Source organism: Pseudomonas sp. FFPRI_1 (assembly GCF_055384485.1).
Map to the genome: position 1 here is coordinate 5,934,877 of NZ_AP029168.1, position 23,498 is coordinate 5,958,374.

19 protein-coding genes are annotated in these 23,498 nt (G+C 60.5%); 7 read left to right on the plus strand and 12 right to left on the minus strand.

Going from position 1 to position 23,498, the window contains the following annotated elements:
• Window positions 1-4 precede the first annotated feature (4 nt).
• Both ACZ5BO_RS26355 and ACZ5BO_RS26360 read right to left on the minus strand, forming a co-directional pair.
• The gene (locus ACZ5BO_RS26355) at window positions 5-1,615 is read right to left on the minus strand and encodes an ATP-binding protein (protein WP_464696968.1); all 1,611 of its coding nucleotides are present in this window, start codon (window positions 1,613-1,615) and stop codon (window positions 5-7) included.
• Entirely contained in the window at window positions 1,612-2,334 is a 723-nt protein-coding gene (locus ACZ5BO_RS26360; protein ID WP_025126977.1) for a response regulator, read from the minus strand. Before ACZ5BO_RS26360 ends, ACZ5BO_RS26355 begins: the two co-directional genes overlap by 4 nt.
• Before the next feature lie 765 nt (window positions 2,335-3,099).
• Here ACZ5BO_RS26360 and ACZ5BO_RS26365 point away from each other — a divergent pair.
• Window positions 3,100-5,994 carry a ribonucleoside-diphosphate reductase subunit alpha gene (locus ACZ5BO_RS26365; RefSeq protein ID WP_025126976.1) on the plus strand — a complete coding sequence of 965 codons (2,895 nt, stop codon included), beginning with the start codon at window positions 3,100-3,102 and terminating at the stop codon, window positions 5,992-5,994.
• Between the two features lie 338 nt (window positions 5,995-6,332).
• Here ACZ5BO_RS26365 and flgE read toward each other — a convergent pair whose 3' ends face one another.
• The 6 genes from flgE to ACZ5BO_RS26395 all read right to left on the minus strand — a co-directional run bounded on the left by flgE (window position 6,333) and on the right by ACZ5BO_RS26395 (window position 11,356).
• A complete protein-coding gene (gene flgE, locus ACZ5BO_RS26370) occupies window positions 6,333-7,673 on the minus strand; it encodes a flagellar hook protein FlgE (RefSeq protein WP_025126975.1) in 1,341 nt (446 codons plus the stop codon).
• A gap of 29 nt (window positions 7,674-7,702) precedes the next feature.
• On the minus strand, window positions 7,703-8,431 hold the full coding sequence (gene flgD / locus ACZ5BO_RS26375) for a flagellar hook assembly protein FlgD (RefSeq protein ID WP_025126974.1): 729 nt from the start codon (window positions 8,429-8,431) through the stop codon (window positions 7,703-7,705).
• A gap of 15 nt (window positions 8,432-8,446) precedes the next feature.
• Window positions 8,447-8,890 carry a flagellar basal body rod protein FlgC gene (flgC, locus tag ACZ5BO_RS26380; protein WP_011062742.1) on the minus strand — a complete coding sequence of 148 codons (444 nt, stop codon included), beginning with the start codon at window positions 8,888-8,890 and terminating at the stop codon, window positions 8,447-8,449.
• Window positions 8,891-8,893: 3 nt separating this feature from the next.
• A complete protein-coding gene (gene flgB / locus ACZ5BO_RS26385; protein ID WP_025126973.1) occupies window positions 8,894-9,301 on the minus strand; it encodes a flagellar basal body rod protein FlgB in 408 nt (135 codons plus the stop codon).
• Window positions 9,302-9,552: 251 nt separating this feature from the next.
• Entirely contained in the window at window positions 9,553-10,380 is an 828-nt protein-coding gene (gene cheR, locus ACZ5BO_RS26390; RefSeq protein WP_025126972.1) for a protein-glutamate O-methyltransferase CheR, read from the minus strand.
• Between the two features lie 43 nt (window positions 10,381-10,423).
• Window positions 10,424-11,356, minus strand: a complete 933-nt coding sequence (locus tag ACZ5BO_RS26395) for a chemotaxis protein CheV (protein WP_464696969.1) — start codon at window positions 11,354-11,356, stop codon at window positions 10,424-10,426.
• A 75-nt stretch (window positions 11,357-11,431) separates the two neighbouring features.
• Between ACZ5BO_RS26395 and flgA the strand changes: the two genes are divergently transcribed.
• From flgA to ACZ5BO_RS26415, 4 genes are all read left to right on the plus strand, one after another.
• Complete coding sequence (gene flgA / locus ACZ5BO_RS26400) at window positions 11,432-12,193, plus strand: flagellar basal body P-ring formation chaperone FlgA (protein WP_025126970.1); 762 nt, start codon at window positions 11,432-11,434, stop codon at window positions 12,191-12,193.
• Window positions 12,194-12,344: 151 nt separating this feature from the next.
• Window positions 12,345-12,662: a flagellar biosynthesis anti-sigma factor FlgM gene (flgM, locus tag ACZ5BO_RS26405; RefSeq protein ID WP_464696970.1), complete on the plus strand. Its 318-nt coding sequence runs from the start codon at window positions 12,345-12,347 to the stop codon at window positions 12,660-12,662.
• A gap of 48 nt (window positions 12,663-12,710) precedes the next feature.
• On the plus strand, window positions 12,711-13,178 hold the full coding sequence (locus tag ACZ5BO_RS26410) for a flagella synthesis protein FlgN (protein ID WP_025126968.1): 468 nt from the start codon (window positions 12,711-12,713) through the stop codon (window positions 13,176-13,178).
• A 96-nt stretch (window positions 13,179-13,274) separates the two neighbouring features.
• Window positions 13,275-14,021, plus strand: a complete 747-nt coding sequence (locus ACZ5BO_RS26415; protein WP_025126967.1) for a flagellar brake protein — start codon at window positions 13,275-13,277, stop codon at window positions 14,019-14,021.
• Between the two features lie 59 nt (window positions 14,022-14,080).
• Here ACZ5BO_RS26415 and ACZ5BO_RS26420 read toward each other — a convergent pair whose 3' ends face one another.
• From ACZ5BO_RS26420 to ACZ5BO_RS26435, 4 genes are all read right to left on the minus strand, one after another.
• Window positions 14,081-15,457: an MFS transporter gene (locus tag ACZ5BO_RS26420; protein WP_464696971.1), complete on the minus strand. Its 1,377-nt coding sequence runs from the start codon at window positions 15,455-15,457 to the stop codon at window positions 14,081-14,083.
• Between the two features lie 74 nt (window positions 15,458-15,531).
• Entirely contained in the window at window positions 15,532-16,773 is a 1,242-nt protein-coding gene (locus tag ACZ5BO_RS26425) for a glutamine synthetase family protein (protein WP_464701385.1), read from the minus strand.
• Between the two features lie 346 nt (window positions 16,774-17,119).
• On the minus strand, window positions 17,120-17,809 hold the full coding sequence (locus ACZ5BO_RS26430; RefSeq protein WP_025126964.1) for a sensor histidine kinase: 690 nt from the start codon (window positions 17,807-17,809) through the stop codon (window positions 17,120-17,122).
• On the minus strand, window positions 17,806-19,410 hold the full coding sequence (locus ACZ5BO_RS26435) for a tetratricopeptide repeat-containing response regulator (RefSeq protein WP_025126963.1): 1,605 nt from the start codon (window positions 19,408-19,410) through the stop codon (window positions 17,806-17,808). The genes ACZ5BO_RS26430 and ACZ5BO_RS26435 overlap by 4 nt, the downstream gene beginning before the upstream one ends.
• Before the next feature lie 520 nt (window positions 19,411-19,930).
• On the opposite strand from ACZ5BO_RS26435, the gene ACZ5BO_RS26440 reads away from it, so the two are divergent.
• A complete protein-coding gene (locus tag ACZ5BO_RS26440; RefSeq protein WP_464696973.1) occupies window positions 19,931-22,261 on the plus strand; it encodes a hypothetical protein in 2,331 nt (776 codons plus the stop codon).
• On the plus strand, window positions 22,252-23,493 hold the full coding sequence (locus ACZ5BO_RS26445; RefSeq protein ID WP_464696974.1) for a hypothetical protein: 1,242 nt from the start codon (window positions 22,252-22,254) through the stop codon (window positions 23,491-23,493). The genes ACZ5BO_RS26440 and ACZ5BO_RS26445 overlap by 10 nt, the downstream gene beginning before the upstream one ends.
• The last annotated feature ends 5 nt before the right edge of the window (window positions 23,494-23,498 follow it).

The following is a 23,498-nucleotide window of genomic DNA, read 5'->3' on the forward strand; positions in this document are numbered from 1 at the left end:
GCAGTCAGCGAGGCTCCTGGTGCCGCGGCCAGCTCAGGCTGAAGCAGGCGCCGCCCAGATTCCTGCTTTTACCAATCAGGGCCCGGCCATCGTGCCAGTGGATGATCCGGCGAACGATCGACAATCCCAAGCCATGCCCGCCAGACGCCCGGGTACGGCTGTCATCCAGTCGCAGGAAGGGTGTGAAGATCTTCTCCCAGGCGCTTTCCGGCACCCCGGGACCGTCATCCTCCACATCCACCCGGCAACGCAACTGCCCCACCTGATAGCTGACAGTCACCTGGGACTCGGCGTGGCGCATGGCATTGCTCACCAGATTCTGCAGCGCCCGATGCAAATAACGTGGCTCGGCCTCGACCCAGGCGCCATCACACTCGGCAGCGGACAGGCACAAGCCGCGCTGGACCTTGAGGTTGGCCCGCAACGGCGCCAGTTCGCTGATCACTTGGTTGATCAGGGCGTCCAGGTCGATGCGCTGGAAGTTCAGGGCCGGCGAGCCCTGCTCCAGACGCGCGTAGGTCAGCATCTCGTCCACCAGCCGGTCGAGGTCCTGAATATCGTTATCCATGCCGTCCTGGTATTTCTGCCGCGCCTGGTCAGTGCTTGCCGAGGCAATCATCTCCAGGCCGAAGCGCAGGCGTGCCACCGGTGTACGCAGCTCGTGAGACACCGCCCGCACCAGTTCGCGCTGGATCGCCAGCAACCGCTGCAGGTGCTCGGCCATGCCGTTGAAGGCCGCCGCCAGGCGCCCCACCGAATCCGCGCCCCGGGCCGGCACCCGGGTTTCCAGGCTGCCCTTGGCAATGCGCGTGGCTGCCGACTCCAGGCCACTGAGGCGGCGCTCCAACTGACGCACCAATAGGTAGACGATCAGGCCAATCAGGCTCAGGCCCAGCACGGCGATCAGCACCAGCCATTGCGGCGGATAGGGATTCATCTGGTACAACGGCCCGATTTCCAGCACCCAGGGAGTGCCTACCAACCCGGCGAACACTCGGATCGAATCGCCGCCCTTGCCCAGGGCCATCACCGTATCGCCCTCGGCCACCCGCCGGCGCTGATCCTCATCCATGTCGGCGGCATCGAGGGTCGACAGGTGCATATCGAAGCCAAAACCCTTGGCCTGTTTCAAATCCGCCAGGCGCTGGGGCTGCTCTGCCACCGGGTAACGCACCAGCTCGTCGGCCAGCAGATAGATCGTCGCCCGGGCCAGTTGCTCGCTGATCTGCTGCACCTCGGCACTGAGCAGCAGTTGCTCTTTCTCACTGACCAGGCGATAGACCCGGGCGGCGAAGGGACCGGTCTGCTCCACCAGCGCCTGACCACGCAGCACCCGGCTGCGCTGGCTGCTGTCCAGATCGGTCTGGCTGAATGTCTTCAGGCTCAGGGGAATCCCCAGTAGCCGCTCCCACACCGCCAACGCCCGGCGGCGCTCGATCTCGCTCATCGGCTGCAGGTTTTCAGCCATCAACGAGAAGGTCCCGTGGGCCAGCCGCTCGCGGTACTGCTCGCTGCGCACTTCATTGAGCAGGTGCAGGGCCAGCACCCCCAGCAGCGCCACCAAAACCAGGGCAGCGCACATGCCGCCATAGATGCGCAGGAAGATCGAGTTCACGAGGGCATATCGGTGGCAGCTTCGGGAACGAACAAATAGCCCTTGCTGCGTATGGTCTTGATCAGCCTCGGGTGTTCCGGGTCGTCGCCGATCTTGGGCCGGATACGCGAGATCCGCACATCGATGGAGCGATCCTGGCCGTCATAGCCGATGCCGCGCAATGCGGTGAAGATTTCCTCCCGGGACAGAATCCGCCCGGCATTCACCACCAGCAGCCACAACAGGTCGAACTCGGCGCTGGTCAACTCGATCCCGGCATCGCTCAGCCAGGCTTCACGCAGGGCGTTATCCACTACCAAGGGGCCAAACTGCAGGCGTCGGGATTTCTGTGCCGCAGGTTCCGGTGCTTCGCTGCGCCGCAGCAAGGCCTGAATCCGCGCCAGCAGCAACCGCGGCCGCACCGGTTTGCAGACATAGTCGTCGGCCCCCAGGTCCAGGCCCATCACCTGGTCCATGTCATCGGTGCGGGCCGTCAGCATGAGGATCGGACCGTCATAGCGATCCCGGACCTTGCGACAGATGCTCAGGCCATCCTCTCCGGGCAGCATCAGGTCAAGGATCACCAGGTCCGGCTGTTCGGCAATGATCCTTGCCGCTGCCCGGGCACCGTCGCCCTCGATCGCCACCTGCAAGCCATTGCTTTCCAGATATTCACGGGTCAACTCAGCCAGACGCTGGTCATCCTCGACAATCAGTATCTGCCAGGCTTCTTGCTCCATGCTTGACCTCTTCTTCTTATTGAAAGCACACGGGCGGAACGCAAACCCCCGTCTTTTTGTCATGAAAAAGGCGGATAACTTGCCCTGTGAAAGGAGGGGAATCCCCTGTCGATCGCGGCGGATTGTAGCAACCGGCGCCGACCTGAACACAAGCGGCTAAAACGACTCGGTCAGGGCGTTTTTTTGTGATAGGGTTCGCGCCCGCAAAAATCCGCCCAAGGCAATTTTCGGCGGTAATAAACAGTGACAAACGGTTCCACGCACTGGGACTGCGGGTTGCGTGAGTTTTACCCAGTTCATACACAATTTACGCACAACCTTATCCACAGGCAGCACGTTGCAATCAGCCCCCAAAACGCATTATCTTGTAGCCCGGCGGCTAAAAAACCCTATATCTAGGGTTTTATGCAAAAAACCAAACACAATTCAGACAAGAAACTCAAGCCCTATTCTTGCCCCGTTTGGCGGAACCAATCGCTGTTTCAGAAGACCAATTCACCGCGCGTGCGGATAGCATCGTTTTCCACCCTGTCCAGGAGAAAGCGGTACGGGTGTTGCAGCAACATGACTGTCACCCACCAGGAACAAGGTGCCGAGCTTCAGGCTCGACGCCCATGACTTCGGCATGGAAGCGGCGCCTATAGCCCCCCTTCCTGAACTGTCCCGAAGTCGTTATGCCCGGCCCTGGCCGGTTGTAGTGCTTCAGGACGGAACGGTGGGCACCCAAAAGGTGCCCAAACAAACATAGAGAACGTGGAGACACCCATGCAAACCGACACAACTCGCGAGAACTCGCAGGCCAATGCGCCGCAGGCCGCCGATTCCAATCAGGATCTGTCTGCCACCGCACCGGGCCAATTGCGCGTGATCAAGCGTAACGGCACTGTCGTTGCCTACACCGATGACAAGATCACTGTCGCAATCACCAAAGCGTTCCTCGCAGTTGAAGGCGGCACCGCCGCCGCCTCGTCGCGCATCCACGACACCGTGGCGCGCCTGACCGAACAGGTCACCGCAACCTTCAAGCGTCGCATGCCTTCGGGCGGCACCATCCATATCGAAGAAATCCAGGACCAGGTCGAACTGGCCCTGATGCGTGCCGGCGAGCAGAAAGTCGCTCGCGACTACGTGATCTACCGCGACTCGCGCGCCAAAGAACGCGCCACCCGCACCACCAGCGACGAGCCGGTGCAAGCTCACCCGTCGATCCGCATCACCCGCCTCGATGGCAGCTTCGCGCCCCTGGACATGGGCCGCCTGAACACCATCGTCAGCGAAGCCTGTGAAGGCCTGGAAGAGGTCGACGGCGACCTGATCCAGCGCGAGACCCTGAAGAACCTCTATGACGGCGTAGCGCTGAAAGACGTCAACACCGCCCTGGTGATGACCGCCCGCACCCTGGTTGAGCGCGAGCCGAACTACTCGTTCGTCACCGCCCGCCTGCTGATGGACACCCTGCGTGCCGAAGGCCTGGGTTTCCTCGAAGTCGCCGAGAGCGCCACTCACCACGAGATGGCCGAGCTGTACGCCAAGGCATTGCCGGCCTACGTCGCCAAGGGTATCGAGTACGAATTGCTGAACCCGGTGCTGGCTGAATTCGACCTGGAGAAACTCGGCAAGGCGATCAACCACGAGCGCGACCAGCAGTTCACCTACCTGGGCCTGCAAACCCTGTACGACCGCTACTTCATCCACAAGGATGGCGTGCGTTTCGAACTGCCACAGATCTTCTTCATGCGCGTGGCCATGGGCCTGGCGATCGAAGAGAAGCAACGCGAAGACCGTGCCATCGAGTTCTACAACCTGTTGTCGTCCTTCGACTACATGGCCTCGACCCCGACACTGTTCAACGCCGGCACCCTGCGTCCGCAGCTGTCGAGCTGCTACCTGACCACCGTGCCGGACGACCTGTCGGGCATCTACCACGCGATCCACGACAACGCCATGCTGTCCAAATTCGCTGGTGGCCTGGGCAACGACTGGACCCCAGTACGCGCCCTGGGTTCGTACATCAAGGGCACCAACGGCAAGTCCCAGGGCGTCGTGCCCTTCCTCAAAGTGGTGAACGACACCGCCGTAGCCGTGAACCAGGGTGGCAAGCGCAAAGGCGCTGTATGTGCCTACCTGGAAACCTGGCACATGGACATTGAAGAGTTCATCGAGCTGCGCAAGAACACTGGTGATGATCGTCGTCGTACCCACGACATGAACACCGCCAACTGGATCCCCGACCTGTTCATGAAGCGTGTCTTCGATGACGGCAAGTGGACCCTGTTCTCGCCATCCGAAGTACCGGACCTGCACGACCTGACCGGCAAGGCCTTCGAAGAGCGCTACGAGTACTACGAAGCCCTCACCGAGTACCCAGGCAAGGTCAAGCTGTTCAAGACCATCCAGGCCAAAGACCTGTGGCGCAAGATGCTGTCCATGCTGTTCGAAACCGGCCACCCATGGCTGACCTTCAAGGACCCGTGCAACCTGCGCAGCCCGCAGCAGCACGTGGGCGTAGTCCACAGCTCGAACCTGTGCACCGAGATCACCTTGAACACCAACAAGGACGAGATCGCCGTTTGCAACCTGGGCTCGATCAACCTGCCGAACCACATCGTCGACGGCAAGCTGGACACCGCCAAGCTGCAACGCACCGTGAACACCGCCGTGCGCATGCTCGACAACGTGATCGACATCAACTACTACTCGGTGCCACAAGCGCAGAACTCTAACTTCAAGCACCGTCCGGTTGGCCTGGGCATCATGGGCTTCCAGGACGCTCTGTACCTGCAGCACATCGCCTACGGTTCCGATGCTGCCGTCGAGTTCGCCGACAAGTCCATGGAAGCGGTCAGCTACTACGCGATCCAGGCCTCCTGCGACCTGGCCGACGAGCGCGGCGCCTACGAGACCTTCCAGGGCTCGCTGTGGTCCAAGGGCATCCTGCCACTGGATTCGCAACAGATCCTGATCGAAGCCCGTGGCCAGAAGTACATCGACGTTGACCTGAAAGAATCCCTGGACTGGGCGCCGGTACGTGCCCGCGTGCAGAAAGGCATTCGCAACTCCAACATCATGGCCATCGCACCGACCGCCACCATCGCCAACATCACCGGCGTATCGCAGTCGATCGAACCGACCTATCAGAACCTGTATGTGAAATCGAACCTGTCGGGCGAGTTCACCGTGATCAACCCGTACCTGGTTCGCGATCTGAAGGCTCGCGGCCTGTGGGACTCGGTCATGATCAACGACCTGAAGTACTACGACGGTTCCGTGCAGCAGATCGAGCGCATCCCACAAGAACTCAAAGAGCTCTACGCGACTGCATTCGAAGTGGACACCAAGTGGATCGTTGACGCCGCCAGCCGTCGCCAGAAGTGGATCGACCAGGCTCAGTCACTGAACCTTTACATCGCCGGCGCCTCGGGCAAGAAGCTCGACGTGACCTACCGCATGGCTTGGTACCGCGGCCTGAAAACCACTTACTACCTCCGTGCCCTGGCCGCCACCAGCACCGAGAAGTCGACCATCAACACCGGCAAGCTGAACGCGGTTTCCAGCGGCGGCAACCACGGTGACGACTCGGTCCTGGCAGCTCCTGCAGGTCCAGCCCCAGTACCCAAGGCTTGTGCCATCGACGAGCCGGATTGCGAAGCTTGCCAATAAGCTGAGCCGGTCAGCACATCCGTGCTGACTGCAACCCCCGCCAGGTTTCGCGCAAGCGCAATCTGCCGGGGGTTTTCTTTTGCCTGGCTGCCGCCGCCAAGCACTTCTGCCCCGCCTCTATCCCGTCATACCAAGCCCTTGAGATACGGCCATCCACGCCTTGCAACACCACCAGCCCGATCCAGGCCGCCTCCTGCAAATGCAGCGGCTTGCCAATCCCCTACGCCTCTCCCACTTCCACCCGGCAGTACGACAGTCGCTTGGGCGGCACTTTCTGACCGCCCATGAAAAAGCCCCTCATCGAGGGGCTTTCTGCACAGCCTTTGAGCGATCCCGCATCAGGTCATCTGAATGATGGTCTGCATGATGGTGCTCTGGGTGGAGATGGTCTTGGCGTTCGCCTGATAGTTGCTCTGGGCCTTGATCAGGTTCACCAGCTCGTTGGTCAGGTTGACGTTGGACTCTTCCAGGGAGTTGGAAGCAATCGCCCCCAGCGTGCCGGTCTTCGGCGCGTCATAACCCGGGATACCGGAAGCGTAGGTTTCTTTCCAGCTGGTGCCGCCTACCGGCTGCAGGCCTTGCTCGTTGGTGAAGCTGGCCAGGGAGATCTGACCGATCGGCTTGGTCTGCTCGTTGCTGAAGTTGGCCAGCATGACGCCGGTACCGTCGATGGTCAGGCTGCTGATCTGGCCAGTGGAGTAGCCGTTCTGCGCGATCACCGAACGGTTGCTGTCGCCGAATACCGAACCGGTCTTGGTCATGTCGATGCTGACACCGTTCGCCGCGCCTTTGGCACCGTTTGGAGTAAAGACGCCGTTGACGACGGAGCCCGGAGTCCAGGCAGCGGCCGACATGACAATGCTGTTACCGCTGACCGTGAACTGGCTGGTGGCAGGTGGAGTTGGCGCAGCCAGAGTCTTCAGCTTGCCCGAGGAGTCGAAGGTCATGGTAATCGGGGCCTGGTTGCTCATGCTGAACGCCGTGCCATCCGGATTACGACCCTCGATCAGGGTGTAGGTCTGCCAGGTGTTGGGGCCCGACTTGATCATGTACTGGTCCATGACGTGCTTGTTGCCTTGGCTGTCATAGACCGGGGTGCTGAACTGCTTGGTGTAGGTGGTGTTATCGTTCGGGTTGAACACGTACGCAGGCGAGGTCGAAGCCACATTGATCACATCAGCGTTGGAGTCCAGGTTGATGGTCGACGAGATCGAGTCGGTAGGCTTGGGCGCCAGGTTCGAAGTATCGATCCGCAGGTCGGTCAGCACACCGTTGATGATCTTGCCGTTGGCGTCCACGGCATAGCCTTGCAGGCGCGCAGTGCCATCGCTGTTGGTGATGTAGCCTTCCTTGTCGGTCTTGAAGGTACCGGCACGGGTGTAGGTCAGCGAGCCATTGGTGCTCAACACGAAGAAACCCTGCCCCTGGATACCCATGTCCAGCACGTTGCCCGTGTTGTTGATTTCACCGTTGGTGAACTGCTGGGAAACGTTGGCCAGGCGCACGCCGTTACCCACCACCTGGGTGCCGCTGCCCAGCTTGGTAGCGGAGTACACGTCGGCGAATTCCGCACGGGAAGACTTGAAGCCAGTGGTCGCAACGTTGGCAATGTTGTTGCCGGTAACGTCGAGCTGTTTGTTGGCAGCATAGAGACCGCTAAGGCCGATATTGAAAGACATATTCCACTCCTTGTGCCGGTTAGTCGGCTCTAGATACCAATAGTTTGTACTTTGGACAGGGCAATCGGGCTGCTCAGGCCAGCCAGGTTCAACATCAACTCGCCCCCGGTCTGACTGATGGTGACGCTGTTGACCGTCGCCGGCAGATAGGTGATCAGGTCAGTGCCCTTGCCATCGATGCTGGTGCTGGCCTTGAAGGTGTAGTTGCCCGGATCGGCCTTGGTCCCGTCGGTCTTGGTGCCATCCCAGACAAAGCTGGCATTGCCGGCCTTCTGGCTGCCCATGTCGATGGTCTTGATGGTGTTGCCATCCTTGTCGGTGATCGTCACCTTGACCGAGCTCACGCTGGACGGAACGCTGACCGAACCGTTCATGCTCTTGCTCGTGTCCACCTGGGTGGTACCGGTCTGGACGATTACCGAACGACCGACCAGGGACGAAGCCTGCAGGGCCTGGGACGATTTGTAGTTGCCCGTGATCGAGTTCACCGACGTGTTGAGGGTGGTGATCCCCTCCAGCGTGGAGAACTGCGCCAACTGGGCAACGAATGCACTGTTGTCCTGAGGATCGAGCGGGTTCTGGTTGTTCAGCTGGGTCACCAGCAGCTTGAGGAACGCGTCCTTGCCCAGGGCCTGCTTGCCGGTAGCGCTGTTGGTCGCCGCCGCCAAGCCGTCGGGACTGGTGTTGCTCGTCTTTTTCGACGAGTTCGCCAGAATATCCTTGAGGGATGGGGCGTTGGTGGTATCAGTAACGCTCATTGGATTCGCCCCTTATCACTGACCGAGGGTCAGGACTTTCTGCATCATGGTTTTGGCGGTGTTCATCATTTCAGCATTGGTCTGAAATGAACGGCTGGCAGAAATCATGTCCGCCATCTCTTCCACCACGTTGACGTTGGGGTAGTAGACATACCCCTTGGCGTCAGCGGCCGGATGGTTAGGCTCGTAACGGGCTTCGAGGTTGCTCTGATCCTCGACCACACCCAGCACCTGCACGCCTTGACCGGCAGCATCCTGGTTCTGGAACAGCGAATCGCTGCCACCGCTCTGCGCGCCCTGGAACATGGTGGCGAACACCGGGTGACGAGCGCGATAGGTCTGGTCGATGCTCGACGACACGCTCTCGGCGTTGGCAATGTTACTGGCGACGGTGTTCAGGCGGGTGGTCTGAGCACTCATGCCACTACCGGCAATATTGAAAACACTGGCAAGGGACATGGATTACTCTCCGCGCAGGGCTGAAACCAGCCCTTTGAATTTGCTGTTGAGCAGCGTGAAGCTGGCCTGGAAGTCCACCGAGTTCTGCGCATAGCTTGATTGCTCGAGCTGCGCGTCCACGGTGTTCTGGTCAATCGAGGGTTGCATCGGCGTGCGATACAGCAGCGACTCATCGCCACTGCTCAAGCCCTGTGCTTCGATATGCCGGCTATTGGTCATGTTCAACGCGAAGGAGCCGTTCTTGGCCTTGTCGTTCTGCTCGGCGAGCACGGCAGAGAAGTCCAGGTCCCGAGCCTTGTAGTTCGGGGTATCGGCGTTGGCGATGTTGTTGGCCAATACTTCGGCACGCTTGGCGCGAAAGCCAAGAGCCTGCTCGTGGATGCCGAGCGCTTTATCGAAGCTGATGCTCATGTCGGAAACCTTCGGGTGACCTGATTTTTCGTAATCTGGATATAGCAAGCCTCGTGCCAAGTCACCAAAGCCCATAAATCAAGGGGTTATTGACGGTCTGCCCGGCGGCAATGCCAGAAAAGCGGCAATGGATTTCCGCAAAACGCCGGCAAAGCGGCAATCACCCTGCCGCCTTCCACTTGCCCAGGATGAAATGTCGCGCACAAAAAAGGAGGCCCGAAGGCCTCCTTTTGCATTGCGGCAAGTGACAGTTACTTCGCCTGGTAAATGATCCCAGGACTGCACTGCACCATCTGATAGTGATCCGGCAAGCCATTGAGCGCTTCGGAAGCTCCCAGGAACAGGTAACCACCTGGCTTCAAGGTGCTGTGGATACGCATCAGGATGTCCTTCTTGACCTCGGCCGAGAAGTAGATCAGCACATTGCGGCAGAACACGATGTCGAACTTGCCCAGGCTGGCGTAGCTGTCCAACAGATTGAACGAGCGAAACTCCACCCGGCTCTTGATCGGCGCCTTGACCACCCAGCGCCCCGGCCCCTTGGGATCGAAATAGCGCTGCAGACGCTCGGCCGACAAGCCACGGCCAATCGCCAGACTGTCATATTCGCCAGTCTTGCAATTGTTGAGCATGGTCCCGGACAGATCAGTGGCAACGATCTGCACGCCCATCTTCAACTGGCCCATGTTGCTGCGCTCGAACTCATCGATGGACATCGACAACGAGTAAGGCTCCTGCCCCGAGGAGCAGGCCGCCGACCAGATCCGCAAACGCTGGTTGGGATTGGCCTTGATGGCTTCGGGAAGCACCTTGTTCTTCAACACCTCGAACGGATAGGTGTCACGAAACCACAAGGTTTCGTTGGTCGTCATCGCATCCACGACCATCTCGCGCAAACCGCTGCGTGGCTGGGTCTGAATACGCTGAACCAGCTCACCCAAGGACTTTATGCCTTGCTGCTCCATCAGTTTGTTGAGACGGCTCGAGACGAGATACTGCTTGTTTTCCCCGAGCAAAATACCACAGGCTTTTTCCAGGAAGACCCGGAACTGTTCAAAATCCAAATTACCCGTAGACAATGCTGCCGCCTCTTAAATCTATGTTCGCCAGGGGCTGATGCCCTCAGCTATGGTCTGCTGCTTTGATCCGGTCGACTACCCGGGATGCCAGGTCATCAGGACGGAACTTGGCAAGGAAGTCATCGGCACCGACCTTCTTCACCATCGCCTGATTGAACACCCCTGACAACGAAGTATGCAGGATGATATGCAGCTTTTGCATGCGTGGATCGTTACGAATCTCGGCCGTGAGGGTGTAGCCATCCATTTCGGGCATTTCGATGTCGGAGATCATCATGAGGAACTCCTCTTCCGGCTTCTTGCCCTCATCCACCAGCTTGCGCAGATAGTCCAGCGCCTGCCGGCCATCATTCAACGCCACGACCTCGACCCCCACCGTCTGCAGGCAACGGGTAACCTGCTTGCGTGCCACCGACGAATCGTCGACGGTCAGCACCCGCAGGGAAACAGCCTTGTGCTGGGTCTCGAGATCCACCACGCCCACCGAGATCGCCTCGGAGGTGGGCGCGACTTCGGCCAGTATCTTCTCCACGTCGATGATCTCGACCAACTGGTTATCGACCCGGGTCACTGCCGTCAGGTAATGATCGCGTCCGGTGCCCTTGGGCGGCGGATGGATTTCTTCCCAGTTCATGTTGACGATACGCTCCACCGAGCGCACCAGGAATCCCTGGGTCTTGGTGTTGTATTCCGTGATGATGACGAACGGATTGCTCTGATCCTGCAACCCGCCAGCCCCCGTAGCCATCGCCAGATCCAGGATCGGAATGGTCGCCCCTCGAATATTCGCGACACCGCACACGACAGGATTGGACTTGGGCATCAAAGTCAGCTTGGGGCATTGCAGCACCTCGCGAACCTTGAATACGTTGATCCCGTAGAGCTGCCCACCGTCCAGACGGAACAGCAACAGCTCCAGGCGATTCTGCCCAACCAATTGCGTGCGCTGGTTTACCGAATCCATTACACCAGCCATGCCCAGACTCCCCAAAGCTTTAAGATCCGACGCCCGTTAAATGCTAAACGGCACGAGGCTTGCTTTTTAACTGTTATGAACGCCAAAACGACATTTTTCCGACGCCTGACATCCCCCTACCGCGCATTGCTCTGCGGGCTGTCGGCGTTGTGCATTTTAAACCCTGGCGGCCCTGCCGTTGCTGATTCGGTCACCCTGCCTGATCTACTTATCGGCGTCACTCAGGGGTTTCTTGAATTCACGGTAGAAGACTACCTGGCAACCAGTCAAACGGAAGGTCGCTATGAAATCCAGGTCAACCAGTTGGATCCTCGCATGCGCATGCCTGCGTGCGACAAGGAATTGACAGCGAGCCTGGAAAGCCCGGCACAACCGCTGGGACGGGTCACGGTCAAGGTACGCTGCGAAGGCACCTCTCCCTGGACCGTATTCGTGCCGGCCCAGGTCAAGCTGTTTCGCGAAGTGGTCACCACTTCGCGCCCGCTCAAGCGCGCCGGCATCATCGAACCCGACGACGTGGTACTCCGGGAACGGGACATCAGCCTGAGCAACCAGGGCTACCTGACCTCGGTGGACCAGGCCATTGGGCAGAAACTTGTCCGACCAATGGTCGCCGACCAACTCATCACCCTGGCCCACCTGGAGCAGGCTGAAGTCGTACGCAAAGGCGATCAGGTGGTGATCTCGGCCCGCAGTGGCACCTTGAATGTGCGGATGCCCGGCGAAGCACTGTCCAACGGCGGCATGAGCGAGCAGATCCGAGTCAAGAACCTCAACTCGCAGCGGGTGATCAAGGCCCGAGTTACCGCGCCCGGACAGGTGGAAGTCGCCATGTAGATGACTGGCGCTCCCCCCGCTCGTTCCCTAAACTGTGGCCGAAAGAGGGTCGCAGATACCTGAGCTGGCTTGTCGACAATTGAGCCTAAAGTTTTTCAGGGTATGGCCGAAAACATGGCAAGCGTCCAAATACCCAGAGGTTTTCTTCATCATGGTCATCGACTTCAGCCGTTTAAACAGCTCCCCTTCACTGACAGGCAGTACGCGCACCAGCACCAGCAAGGATATCGGCGATGCCGACAAGTCCGCACCGCTGGCAAGCGCCGCCGAGACCAGCAAAAGCGGGGAATCGGTTCACCTCAGCAATGAGGCTCAACAGTTGCAGAAAATCACTGACAAGCTGCGCGATCAGCCTGCTGTCGACAAAGCCCGAGTGGCCGAGTTGAAGCAAGCCATTGCCGATGGCAGCTATAAGGTCGACAGCAACCGTATAGCCAGCAAACTGCTCAACTTCGAAGCCCAGCGCTAGCCCCAGGCTCGCGCCAGGCTTTTGGACGCTTAATCCCCAAGGCCAGCCATGCACGACACCAACCTACTGCAACTGATCAACGATGACCTAGCTCCAGCGCAACAGCTGCTGGAGCTGCTGCGGGCCGAGTCCATTGCCCTGCACGGCCGCGACATGCCGTTGCTGGAGGATATCCTGGCGCAGAAGCAAGCCCTGGTCATATTGCTGGAACAGCATGGCCGCAAGCGCACGCAGATCCTTGCCAGCCTGGACCTGCCACCCAATCGCAAGGGTCTCGAGCAACTGGCCAGCCACTCGAGCCTGGGCGAGCAACTGCTTGAGCAAGGCAGCACGCTGACTCAACTGCTCGCCGATTGCCAAGCCGCCAACGAACTCAATGGCCGCTCGATCCAGATTCAACAAGCCACCACTGCCAACCAGTTGAAGATCCTCAACGGTGGCGAACCTCCTGCGCTATACGACGCCCGCGGCTCTACCTCGATGCTTGCGAAGCCACGCCCACTCAGTCAGGCTTGACCGTCAAAAATGAGAGCGTGCTACCCAGCCGTGAAACATGCTGGCAAAATGCCAGTTTTTGCGTGTAGTTGTATTTTGTCTGGAGACTGATGAACCGTGTTCAATGCCACAAACGCGGAAGATGCTCCGCAGCCACCCAAGGTGTTCACCACTGCGTTGGAGATTTCCTCCAACCTGCGGCTGCTGCAAGAGAGTCACGACCCGCTGATCATCACTTTCCATGAGCGCAGCCAGCGTTTTCAGAGCTACCTGGTGGAAGTGGACCGCGACAGCAACATGATCGCCCTTGACGAGATGATTCCTCGCGACGGCGAGCGCTTCATGCTGGCAGGGGAACCGTTTCGCGTCGAAGGCTTTCACGAAGGCGTGCGCATCGCCTGGGAAAGCAACGGCGTCCCCACTCTCGACGAATCCAACAATGGCCGGTGCTACCGCACCACCCTGCCGGACGAAGTGGTCTACCACCAGCGCCGCAACGCCTTCCGCGCGGCATTGAAGCTGGCGCAGCTGGTGGATATCGAACTCGGCGGTGAAAAGCTCAAGTCGCCCCTGACCGGCAAGCTGCTGGATATTTCCGCCACCGGCTGCAAACTGCGCTTCGACGGCGACATCTCCTCGCGCCTGCAACTGGGCCAGGTCTACGAGCGCTTTATCGCCGCCCTGCCCTTCGGCAGCATGACAGCGCCGGTCGAGTTGCGTTACCTGCACCACGAGGAACGAATCGACACCACCTTTGCCGGCGTGCGCTTCCACAACATGAGCGGCCTGGTACAACGCCAGGTCGAGCGCTTCGTCTATCAGTTGCAGCGTGAAGCACGGCGCTTCGACAAAGACGACATGTGATCATCAGGCGCCAATGAAAACGGGCAGTGCCTTGCGGCAACTGCCCGTTTTTTTTGCCACTAGGGCCTGGCACCACTGAAATCTGCGCTAGCCGGATCCTCCGGCGGCACCTCATCCGGCACCTGATCGCCCTCTGGCGCAGATTCCGTGGCCGGCGCAGCGTCTGGGCCTGGAGTGGTCTGCATCTGATCCTGCACCACCTGCTCGTCCACCCGCGGATCAAGAGCCGCCACCAGGGGCGAGCTGGACATGCTGTCCGGCATCGCCACGTGCTGCAGCGGCGCATCGTCCACCTGGTGCAGATTGGTCACCGCCTTCGGCCGTATCCGCCACACCAGGACCACGGCGAAGAAGCTGAAGAAGGCATAGAGCATCTGGCTGCCGAAAAGCTTCATCAGCACCCCCGCCGCCAACGGGCCGATACTCGCCCCCACGCCGTAAGTCACCAGCAGCATCGCGGTCAACGACACTCGCCGGTCTCCTTCGACGTGGTCATTGGAGAATGCCACCGCCAGTGGATAGAGGCAGAACTGCACCAGGGAACAGAGGAAGCCAAGGACAAACAGCACCTCCAACGGCACCTCAGGCAGAATCGCCAGAGGCAACGCGGCAACCGCCAGGAACAATGCAAAACAGCGGATCAGCAACGCCCGATCGTAACGGTCGGACAGCCAGCCCAATGGCCACTGCACCACCAGCCCGGCAAAGATGCAGCTCCCCATGAACAGGCCCACCTGCTCGGTACTCAGCCCCTGCTGCGATGCATAGAGCGGCGCCAGGCCGTAGAACGAACCGACGATCAATCCGGAGCCCAGCACGGTACTCAGAGATTGCGGCACCCGCTTGATAAAGAACCGCGGCTCCATGGGCGCGGGATGCAAGGGCGCCGGGTGAATGCGCCGAGTCATGGCCACCGGTACCAGGCACAGGGCAAAGCACAGTGCCACCAGCATCAGCAACTCCAGCCCCAGGGCCGGGTGCATGACCAGAATCAACTGCCCCAGAACCAGCCCCAGGTAGGAGGCGATCATGTAGCCGCTGAACACCAGCCCACGCTGATTGGCATCGGCCTGCTCGTTGAGCCAGCTTTCGATGACCATGTACTGGCACATCATCCCCAGGCCGACAATCATCCGCAGCACCAGCCAGGCCGGCAACCAGTCCACCAGCCCGTGCCCGAGCACCGCCGCGCCGACGATCCCAGCGCACGTGGCATAGGCACGAATATGCCCGACCCGGGCAATCAGCCTGTGCCCCAGCTTGCCCCCCAAAACCAGGCCGAAATAGTTGGCCGCCATCAAGGCCCCCACCCACAAGCCATCGACATGATCGGCGGCCAGGCGCAAGGCCAGGTAAGTACTGAGCAGGCCGGAGCCGATCAGCATCATCAGCGAAGCGAAATAAAGCGCTCGAAAGGATTTCCAGATTTGGCGCATCGGCGTTCCGAGCGGCTCCTTGAATGAGGAGTCGGGCCCCTTGGCAAGACAGGGCCCGACCAGCGACGTGTCGGTTATGCCTGGGCCGCTAAAACACGCCGCTCCCAGGGAGTGATTTCATCAAAGAAACTGGTCAATTCCATGGTCTTCGAAGCGATGTAGCCTTCGATGAACTCGCTGCCGAACAGTTCCCTGGCCAACTGGCTACGCTTGAGACGCTCCAGTGCCGCATGCAAGGTACAGGGCAGGGACAAATTGTCCGGCACCTCGAACTCGCCCTGGATCGCCGCCCCCGGCTCGAGCTCGTTCTCGATACCGTGCAGGCCCGCCGCCAGGCTCGCGGCAATCGCCAGGTAGGGATTGGCATCTGCCCCCGGCAAGCGGTTTTCCACTCGCCGCGCCACTGGCGAACTGGCCGGAATACGCAACCCGGCCGCCCGATTGTCATGGGACCAGCACGCATTGTTCGGCGAAGCGTAAGGATGGCACAAGCGCTGGTAGGAGTTCACGTTGGGGGCGAACAACGCAGTGAAATCCGCCAGCCCGGCCTGCAGGCCACCGATGAAATGACGGAACATCGCCGTGGGCTGCCCGGCCTCGTCACTGAAAACATTTCGGCCGCTACCAATCTCCACCAGGCTCTGGTGAATATGCATGGAACTGCCCGGCGTGTGAGCCAGGGGCTTGGCCATGCAGACCACGATCAGGCCATGCTTGAGTGCCACTTCCTTGAGTAGGTGCTTGAACAGGAAGGTCTGGTCTGCCAAGAGCAGCGGATCGCCGTGCAACAGGTTGATCTCGAACTGGCTGACACCCATTTCATGCATGAAGGTATCGCGCGGCAGGCCCAGGGCCGCCATGCACTCATAGACCTCCTTGAAGAACGGTCGCAGCCCGTTGTTGGAACTGACACTGAACGCCGAATGCCCTTCTTCCCGTCGACCATCCAGGCCCAGCGGCGGCTGGAAGGGGTGCGCGGGGTCTGCGTTGGCGGCGAACACGAAGAACTCCAGTTCGGTGGCCACCACCGGCGCCAGGTCCAGGGCCGCATAACGGGAGATCACCTGCTTGAGCTGGCCACGGGTAGACAACCGCGAGCTCTCGCCACTGAGTTCATCCGCATCGCAGATGGCCAGCGCCCGTGGCGTCTGGCTCCAGGGCAGGCGATGAATCTGCCGGGGGTCGGCATTGAGTGCCAGGTCGCCGTCGTCGCTGCCGTAGAAACGTGCGGGCGGATAACCGCCCATGATGCACTGCAGCAGCACCCCACGTGCCATCTGCAGGCGCCGCCCCTCGAGGAAGCCCTCGGCAGTCATTACCTTGCCCCGCGGCACGCCATTCAAATCCGCAGTGACACACTCAATCTCATCAATGCCCGTCAATCGCTCGGCGAGTGAACTGTGGCCATCGGTTGTCATGACTCAATCCTTGTTGTTATACGAGCCGCGAACGGCGACCCGTACAAAATACGCACCACCCGTTCAAGATTTCAAGCAGACAAGAATAAAATCCCCAACACCGCCCCGGCCTGCCCGACAGCCCTCCCATTCCCGCCAGTTGCAGAGCGACAAAGGCCGGACAGCACCAACGAAGACCGCAGCTCGGCGGCGCGCCTGCACCAGGACAGCCGCGGGCTCATCGACTCCGACGGCAAAAAGCGGCTCAGGGCAGGTAAAGCTTGAACAACCCACCGCCCAAGGGGCCGCCATTGCTGATCCGCGTGTGCCCGCACACACCGTTACGCTGGTGCAGCTCGGCAATGCGCCCGGCGAAGTACAGCCCCAGCCCGGTACTGCCACTGCTTTGATTGATGCCCTGCACATAGTCGACCTGGCGCTCGATCATCGCCTGAGGGTAACCCTCACCGTCGTCATTGATGGACAGGACCACCTGCCCCTCTTCATCACTGACCGTGATCAACAACGCATTGCGCGCATAACGGATCGCATTGTTGATGCAGTTGGCCAGCACCGAGGCAATCAGCTCGCGATCGAAAAAGCCCAGGGGGCTCAGCGGATCGACCTCATAGGTGGCGGAAATCCCGCGACTCTTGAACACGTCCTGATGGCTCACCAACTGGGCTTCGATAAAGTCGTCCAGCTCATGGTAGGCCGGCTGCAGTGGCAATTGATTGACCCCCAGCTTGTACAGACCCAGCAGCTGCACCAGCATGCCGTTGAGGTGTGCAAACTCGAACTCGATCACGCCCTGCTCCGGCGCCTGCTGCTCTGCTGGCACGCGCGCCAGCCACTGCGCATGAGCCTGCATCAGCATGGTCAGGGAATTTTTCATGTCATGTACGGTGGAGGCGATCACCGTGGAAAAGTCGAGCGCCTGTTGCTCTTCGATCATTGGCCAAACGCCTTGCTTCGCAGCTTCTGGTAGCGCGGGTAGCGCGCATCGGTATCGGGCATCATCCCGACCATTTTCAGGCACGTCTGGCATTCCTCCAGAAGTGCCGCATCCGGATTGGCGTCCGCGCCATGCAGCAGCGACTGCGCCATGTTCAGGGCAATACTGATGTTCTTCGGTTGCATGGCGAGGGCTTTGCGGAACAATTCCCGAGCCTCGACCAGATTGCCCCCCTTGTAACTGCGCACGCCTTGTCGGTTGATGTCGGCCGCCGCATTGGAAGAACTGAGGATAGTCGGATCGTCGGTCAGCTTGGCAATGTTCTGCATCACCTTCGGATCGTCGCCGTAGATTTCCGCACAGTTCTTCAACATCGACGCGCCGGCACTGGCCTGACCGAGCATCTGCAACTGCTTGGCCACCAGCAAGGCGGCTTCAGGGCTCATGAACTGCTCCATGCCGTCCAGTCGCATCAACGCCTGCTCGGTGAGTTTCTCTGCGGTTTCCGCATCATTGAGCAACAGACTGGTGGCCTTCATCAGCCGCGCGCGAATCTGCAGGCCCGGGTCGGTGGGGTTTTCCTTGGCCACCGCGCTCAGGGTCTGGTTGATCTCCAGGCGAGTGCGCGTGTCCAGGCCCTTCTCACTGCCCTTGCTGATCAGCGCATGGGCCAGGCCCAGGTTGCTTTCCGGGTCCTTGAAGCGTGACTGCGCGCCCTGGGATACCGCCTGGCGATAGGCCCTGGATGCACTGTCAAAGTCCTCGTTGGCCATGGCCAGCTTGCCCAGCAGCGCCTGACGTCGAACCGCCAGGGGCGACAGCCGTACCGCCTCTTCCAGCACATGCTGGGCACGCTTGTTGTCGCCTTCGGCCACCAGCACTTCAGCCAGCCCGTCATAGAGCCCCGGCATCATCGGGAAGGCCTTCAGGGCCTTTTCGTACACCGCCTTGGCCTCACCTACCTGCCCACGCTTGAACAGCAGCCGCCCCAGCCCGACATAGGCCCACGGCAGTGGCCGGTCCGCCAGGATGCTGTTGTACAGGCGCTCCAGGGCCTCGTTCTGATGCATGTCACGCAAGGCATCCGCCCGATAGCGCAGGCACAGCGGGGCATAGCGTGGATCTTGCTTGCACAGGGCGATGCAGGCATTGAGCACCTCCACCGGCTTGCCCCGATCAAGGGCCTGGAGAATCGGCTTGAGCAGGGTCTTGCGCTGCTGCAGGCGCTCCAGGCGCTGAGCCAGGCCGGAGCGGTTGAAAGGTTTGGTCAGGTAGGCGTCGGGCTCGTGCTCCAGGGCGCTGAGCACCATGGCCTGGCTGCTCTCGGCGGTGACCATGAGAAACACGCTTTCATGGCTGATGAGCTTTTCCAGCATCAGGTCTTCCAGCACCTGCTGGCCGTTTTTCTTGCCGTCGCCCAGGTGATAGTCCTGGAGGATGAAGTCGTAGCGCTTCTGCGCGCACATGCGCAGGGCCTGCTCGCCGGTGTCGGCGGTGTCCACATCCTTGACGCCCAGCTCACGCAGCATCGAACGCACCGAACTGCGGAAGTCCGAGAAATCATCGACGATCAAAAAGCTCTTTTGGTGATACGCCAGCATCGAAGATTCCAGGCAAGTAAGAAGATCAGTCCATATACACAAGGACCCGCCGGCATCACAGCCGGTTTTGGCGCGCCGATCATAACTGCTGGCCACGGGCCATCAAACACTTTCCCATAGGCCGCAATGCGCGTCGCCACCCGGGAACACAATTGTCCACTGAGGTTATCGGCCGGGTTTGGCATTCCCTTATAGAGTTCGACCAGCATTTGCCGCAAGAGGCCGCCAGCCTCGGCTTGAGTCTGAAAACACCCGCTGAAAATGCCTCTGCCGCGCGTTGATATCTTGGATTCTGAAACATCACCTGATAGCGTGCGCGCCTTACAACCTCGATCGTTTCTGTTGCACTACCCGCGCCGCACACAAGGCCGGCCAATCGGCAAATGATCCATCCATCGCAGGCCTCACAAGCCTGCGACCCAGGTGTCGACGGATCGGCATGACAGCTGACGACGGCGTGTGCCGATCTGCCAGGCAGTGCATCTCGCGATGCGCAGGTCATTATCAAATGGAGTTAACGATGGCACATAACAGCAAAGCGATTACCGCAATTGAACTGGAACAGTTCATGGATCGCCTTGAGGCACAACAGCAGGAGCAGGAGAACGACACGCTGCTGAGCCAGTTGCAGGCACAACCGCTGCAAGCCGATTCCCTGGCCTCCATTGATCGCTTGCATGTGCTGTGGATGCAGGCCGGTGACCCGGCCGCGGCCAGGGCGGTGATCGACCAGGATGGCGAGGCCCTGTTGCAAGCCATGCAGCCATCGGCCCGCGCCGAGCTGAAAATGAACCTGGCCATCCTGCACCTGCGGGTTGCTCATTATCTCGACGACGTTCCGGCCCTTCTGGAAGTGCTCGAACAGCTCCAACAGATGGCAACCGCCCCCCTGGAATTCGACATCGAGCACTACCGCCGCTATCGGATCTTCGACGAACTGGAACAAGGCAGCGCTGAAGTCGCGCTGAAAACCATCGAAGTACGTTACGCCCTGACCCTGATCAACCCCGCCCGGGCGCTGCTGCGAGCCTGGGATGCCGCCGACCAGCATCGACGTCGCGCCCGGGTCCTGGCCTTCCATGAGCGTGATGAGGAAGCCCGCAATGCAGCGCTGGAGGCGGTCAACGCGGTACGCACCGCCGGCCCCGATCAGGACATCGATGAAGGCGACTGGCTGTGGCTGGGCAACTCGCTGATCGAGATCATCCCGCTGCGCCTGGCGCTGTTCGAACAGCCCATCGCCCAATTGACCGCTAATCTCTCCTTGCCCAAGCGCCGTGAGTGGGAAGTACGCACTGCGCGCCTTGCGGCCCGCGCCCTGCATGCCCAGGGCAACCTGGCCGGGGCCTTGAATATCCGCAACGCCGCAGCCCTGAGCCTGGACTCCGACGGTGGCAACAACTTCATCGAATATGAATTGCCCTGGCTGGTCGAAGCCGGTCGCATCGAAGAGGCCGGGCATCGCGCCTTCATCGATGTCTATGACCGGCAGACCGAGATCTGGCCGGCCACCGCGCGACTGATCCTCCATCGCCTGCAAGATCCCGAAGACCGCAGCGCCTGGTGGCCGATCTGCGTGATGCGCGCCTGCATCAACCAAGAGGTGCTGCAGAGCTTTATCTCGGCCCTGCCGACCGTCGAGTCGATCGAGTCCGAAACCACGGCGTTGCTGGCAAGCCTCTATGCAGTCATGGACGAGCAACAATCCCTGGACCAGTTGTTTGCCGAAGCCCGGGCCGAAGCCCTGCGTCGCAGCCCTGAGCATCCCTGGATCAACCGCCTGGCCGCGGTGCACGATGCCGAGCGCGGTCTGATCGACGCTGCCAGCGAAGCCAGCCTGCTGCAGAACGCCATCCAGGCTGGCCGCATGCAGGACAACCGCAGTGCCTTTTCGCTGTTTGCCGCCCGGGTCGAAAGCCTTGGGGTGATCGAAACCCTGAAGCTGCCAAAACCGATCCTGGCCAGCGGCTTGCAAGCCTACAACTACGCCCTGACCATTGATGACCTGGTGGAGGCCGAGGCAGACAAGCTGCCGGCGGCAGCCCGAAACGAAGCCTACTCGCTGCTGTACGAAGCACAGCGGGACGCCTACGAGCAGGGCCAGGCGCACATGGAGCGCTACTTCGCCACCGGCAGCGGTCATCCGTACGATGCCTGCGCACACCTGTATTCCATGCTCTGCAACAACCTGGCGATCAACTACCGCTGCTACAACGAGCAGAACCGCTTCCAGGATGCCATTGACCTGCACCAGCGCGGCATCGCCGCCAGCTCGTTCGCCGAGCACTACAACGGCTTGCTCAGTGCCCGCATCCGTCTGGACGATCATGCCGGCATCGTCGAAGCCGCAGAGCAGCTGTGGCACTACTCGATGGGGTTCGGCTACAGCCGTCACGACCCGAATGACTACATGACCTCCGTGGTCTACGCCCTGTATTCGCTGGATCGTGACAGCGAGATTCTCATCTGGCTCGAACGCCTGCTCAAGTGGCAGCAAGAACAAGGTGTCAGCGACCAGCAACTGGACAGCTCGGCATTGTTCGCCCGGATCAAGGTGGCACGCTACCTGGCCCACGCCTACCCGGACAACGCCGACAGCCTCTGGCAACGCTATGAGCCCCTGGTACTGGAAATGAACGAAGTCTCGGTCATGTCCAGCGCGGTGGACTTCTTCAAAGCCCGTGGACGCACCGCCGAGGCCATCGACTACTGCGCCCGAACCCTGGCCCTGTGCAGTCCGGACGACGACTACGATGTGCAGTGCCGGTCCAGGACCGAACAGATCCTGCTGGAGCTCCAATCACCGGAGCAACCCGCCGGCAAGAAAAGCTGGTGGCAGATATGGAAGTAAATGTCGACCTGCGCACCTCCAGCTATGCCGCACGCAACCTGCTCAATGCCGATGAGCTGAAACGTGGCATCAGCCAGCGCAGCCAGGAGCGGACCGACGAGGGGCCGGTGCAGAGCTGGTTGCTGAATCATTTCTATCGACATCTGGCAGGCAACTTCGAACCCGCGCGGCGGATCCTGACCCAGGAAGAGGCTGCCGCTGCCATGGGCACCGACCTCTTGCCGGCCTGGGTGAGCGGGTATTTCAGCGCGGCCGCCAAGACACAGACCGAAGACGCCATGACGGCGACGGTCCCGCTGGTCTGGGTTGACCCTCAGGATCCGCAATTGCTGCACCAGGAAGCCCAGTTAGTGGAATTCCTGACTTCGCGCAAAGGCACGGCACTGGAAGGCAAGCTTGATCGCATCACTTGCCCGCAAGCCCTGGCATTGTGGGCGAAGGAACATGCACAGATGGCCGCCCGGGTCGACCAGGGCTGGCGCCAGAGTTCGGACCAAGCCCTGAGGGTTGCCGTGACCTGCGCCGAGCACACCTGGGTCGAGATGCGCCCGGATAGCCCGCTGCTGCGGGCCGAAATGGCCTTTGAAAGCTACGTGATGCGCCACTGCCTGGGGCAGTTCGCCAACCGCCGCGCCTTGACTGGCGGCTACGGCGAGCGCTATGCCGAAGCAGTGGAACAACAGGGCATGCGTGTGTTCAGTCTGCGTGATGCCCAGGGCCAACCCCACATCACCGTCAACCTGATCATCCAGGACGGCGGATCACTCACCGTGGAACAAGTCAAAGGCAAACAGAACCGACCGCCGGTCGAACGCTACTTCCAGGACCTGCTGCTGCTTCTCAACACCCTGGACACCGACTCACAGACACCGGCCGACTGTATCGCCATAGGTATCGTGCGTACCGAGGCCGGATGGCTGCGTATCGAGGCCGTCAGCGATCCCGAGGCCCAAACTCGCCTGGTGGCCCGCTACCCGCAATTGTTCTCGCGGCTGGATGCGCCCTCAGCCATGGTCGAGTGGCTGGTGGCAGCCCGCCAGTCGGACCTGCTGCTCGAGGTCCCACCCCAGGCACCGTCGGTGAAGTACGCCACCCGCCACATTTTCAAAAAACACCCTGGGCACCCACAGCCGGCTGACAGCCCGCTCTTCGATACCGAAGGCGTCCCCTGGAAAGGCATATCCTCTCCCCTGGCGGAGGAAATCACCGCCTGGCAGGCCAGGGAACGGTGAAGCCC

What these genes read in the sequence shown, in the direction of transcription:
- flgC (WP_011062742.1), bottom strand. Translation starts at nt 8,890, where the DNA reads ATGTCCCTTGCCAGTGTTTTCAATATTGCCGGTAGTGGCATGAGTGCT.
- ACZ5BO_RS26365 (WP_025126976.1), top strand. Translation starts at nt 3,100, where the DNA reads ATGCAAACCGACACAACTCGCGAGAACTCGCAGGCCAATGCGCCGCAG.
- ACZ5BO_RS26430 (WP_025126964.1), bottom strand. Translation starts at nt 17,809, where the DNA reads ATGATCGAAGAGCAACAGGCGCTCGACTTTTCCACGGTGATCGCCTCC.
- ACZ5BO_RS26440 (WP_464696973.1), top strand. Translation starts at nt 19,931, where the DNA reads ATGGCACATAACAGCAAAGCGATTACCGCAATTGAACTGGAACAGTTC.
- ACZ5BO_RS26425 (WP_464701385.1), bottom strand. Translation starts at nt 16,773, where the DNA reads ATGACTGCCGAGGGCTTCCTCGAGGGGCGGCGCCTGCAGATGGCACGT.
- ACZ5BO_RS26410 (WP_025126968.1), top strand. Translation starts at nt 12,711, where the DNA reads ATGCACGACACCAACCTACTGCAACTGATCAACGATGACCTAGCTCCA.
- ACZ5BO_RS26395 (WP_464696969.1), bottom strand. Translation starts at nt 11,356, where the DNA reads ATGGCTGGTGTAATGGATTCGGTAAACCAGCGCACGCAATTGGTTGGG.
- ACZ5BO_RS26435 (WP_025126963.1), bottom strand. Translation starts at nt 19,410, where the DNA reads ATGCTGGCGTATCACCAAAAGAGCTTTTTGATCGTCGATGATTTCTCG.
- ACZ5BO_RS26360 (WP_025126977.1), bottom strand. Translation starts at nt 2,334, where the DNA reads ATGGAGCAAGAAGCCTGGCAGATACTGATTGTCGAGGATGACCAGCGT.
- flgB (WP_025126973.1), bottom strand. Translation starts at nt 9,301, where the DNA reads ATGAGCATCAGCTTCGATAAAGCGCTCGGCATCCACGAGCAGGCTCTT.
- flgA (WP_025126970.1), top strand. Translation starts at nt 11,432, where the DNA reads ATGAACGCCAAAACGACATTTTTCCGACGCCTGACATCCCCCTACCGC.
- flgD (WP_025126974.1), bottom strand. Translation starts at nt 8,431, where the DNA reads ATGAGCGTTACTGATACCACCAACGCCCCATCCCTCAAGGATATTCTG.
- ACZ5BO_RS26420 (WP_464696971.1), bottom strand. Translation starts at nt 15,457, where the DNA reads ATGCGCCAAATCTGGAAATCCTTTCGAGCGCTTTATTTCGCTTCGCTG.
- ACZ5BO_RS26445 (WP_464696974.1), top strand. Translation starts at nt 22,252, where the DNA reads ATGGAAGTAAATGTCGACCTGCGCACCTCCAGCTATGCCGCACGCAAC.
- flgM (WP_464696970.1), top strand. Translation starts at nt 12,345, where the DNA reads ATGGTCATCGACTTCAGCCGTTTAAACAGCTCCCCTTCACTGACAGGC.
- flgE (WP_025126975.1), bottom strand. Translation starts at nt 7,673, where the DNA reads ATGTCTTTCAATATCGGCCTTAGCGGTCTCTATGCTGCCAACAAACAG.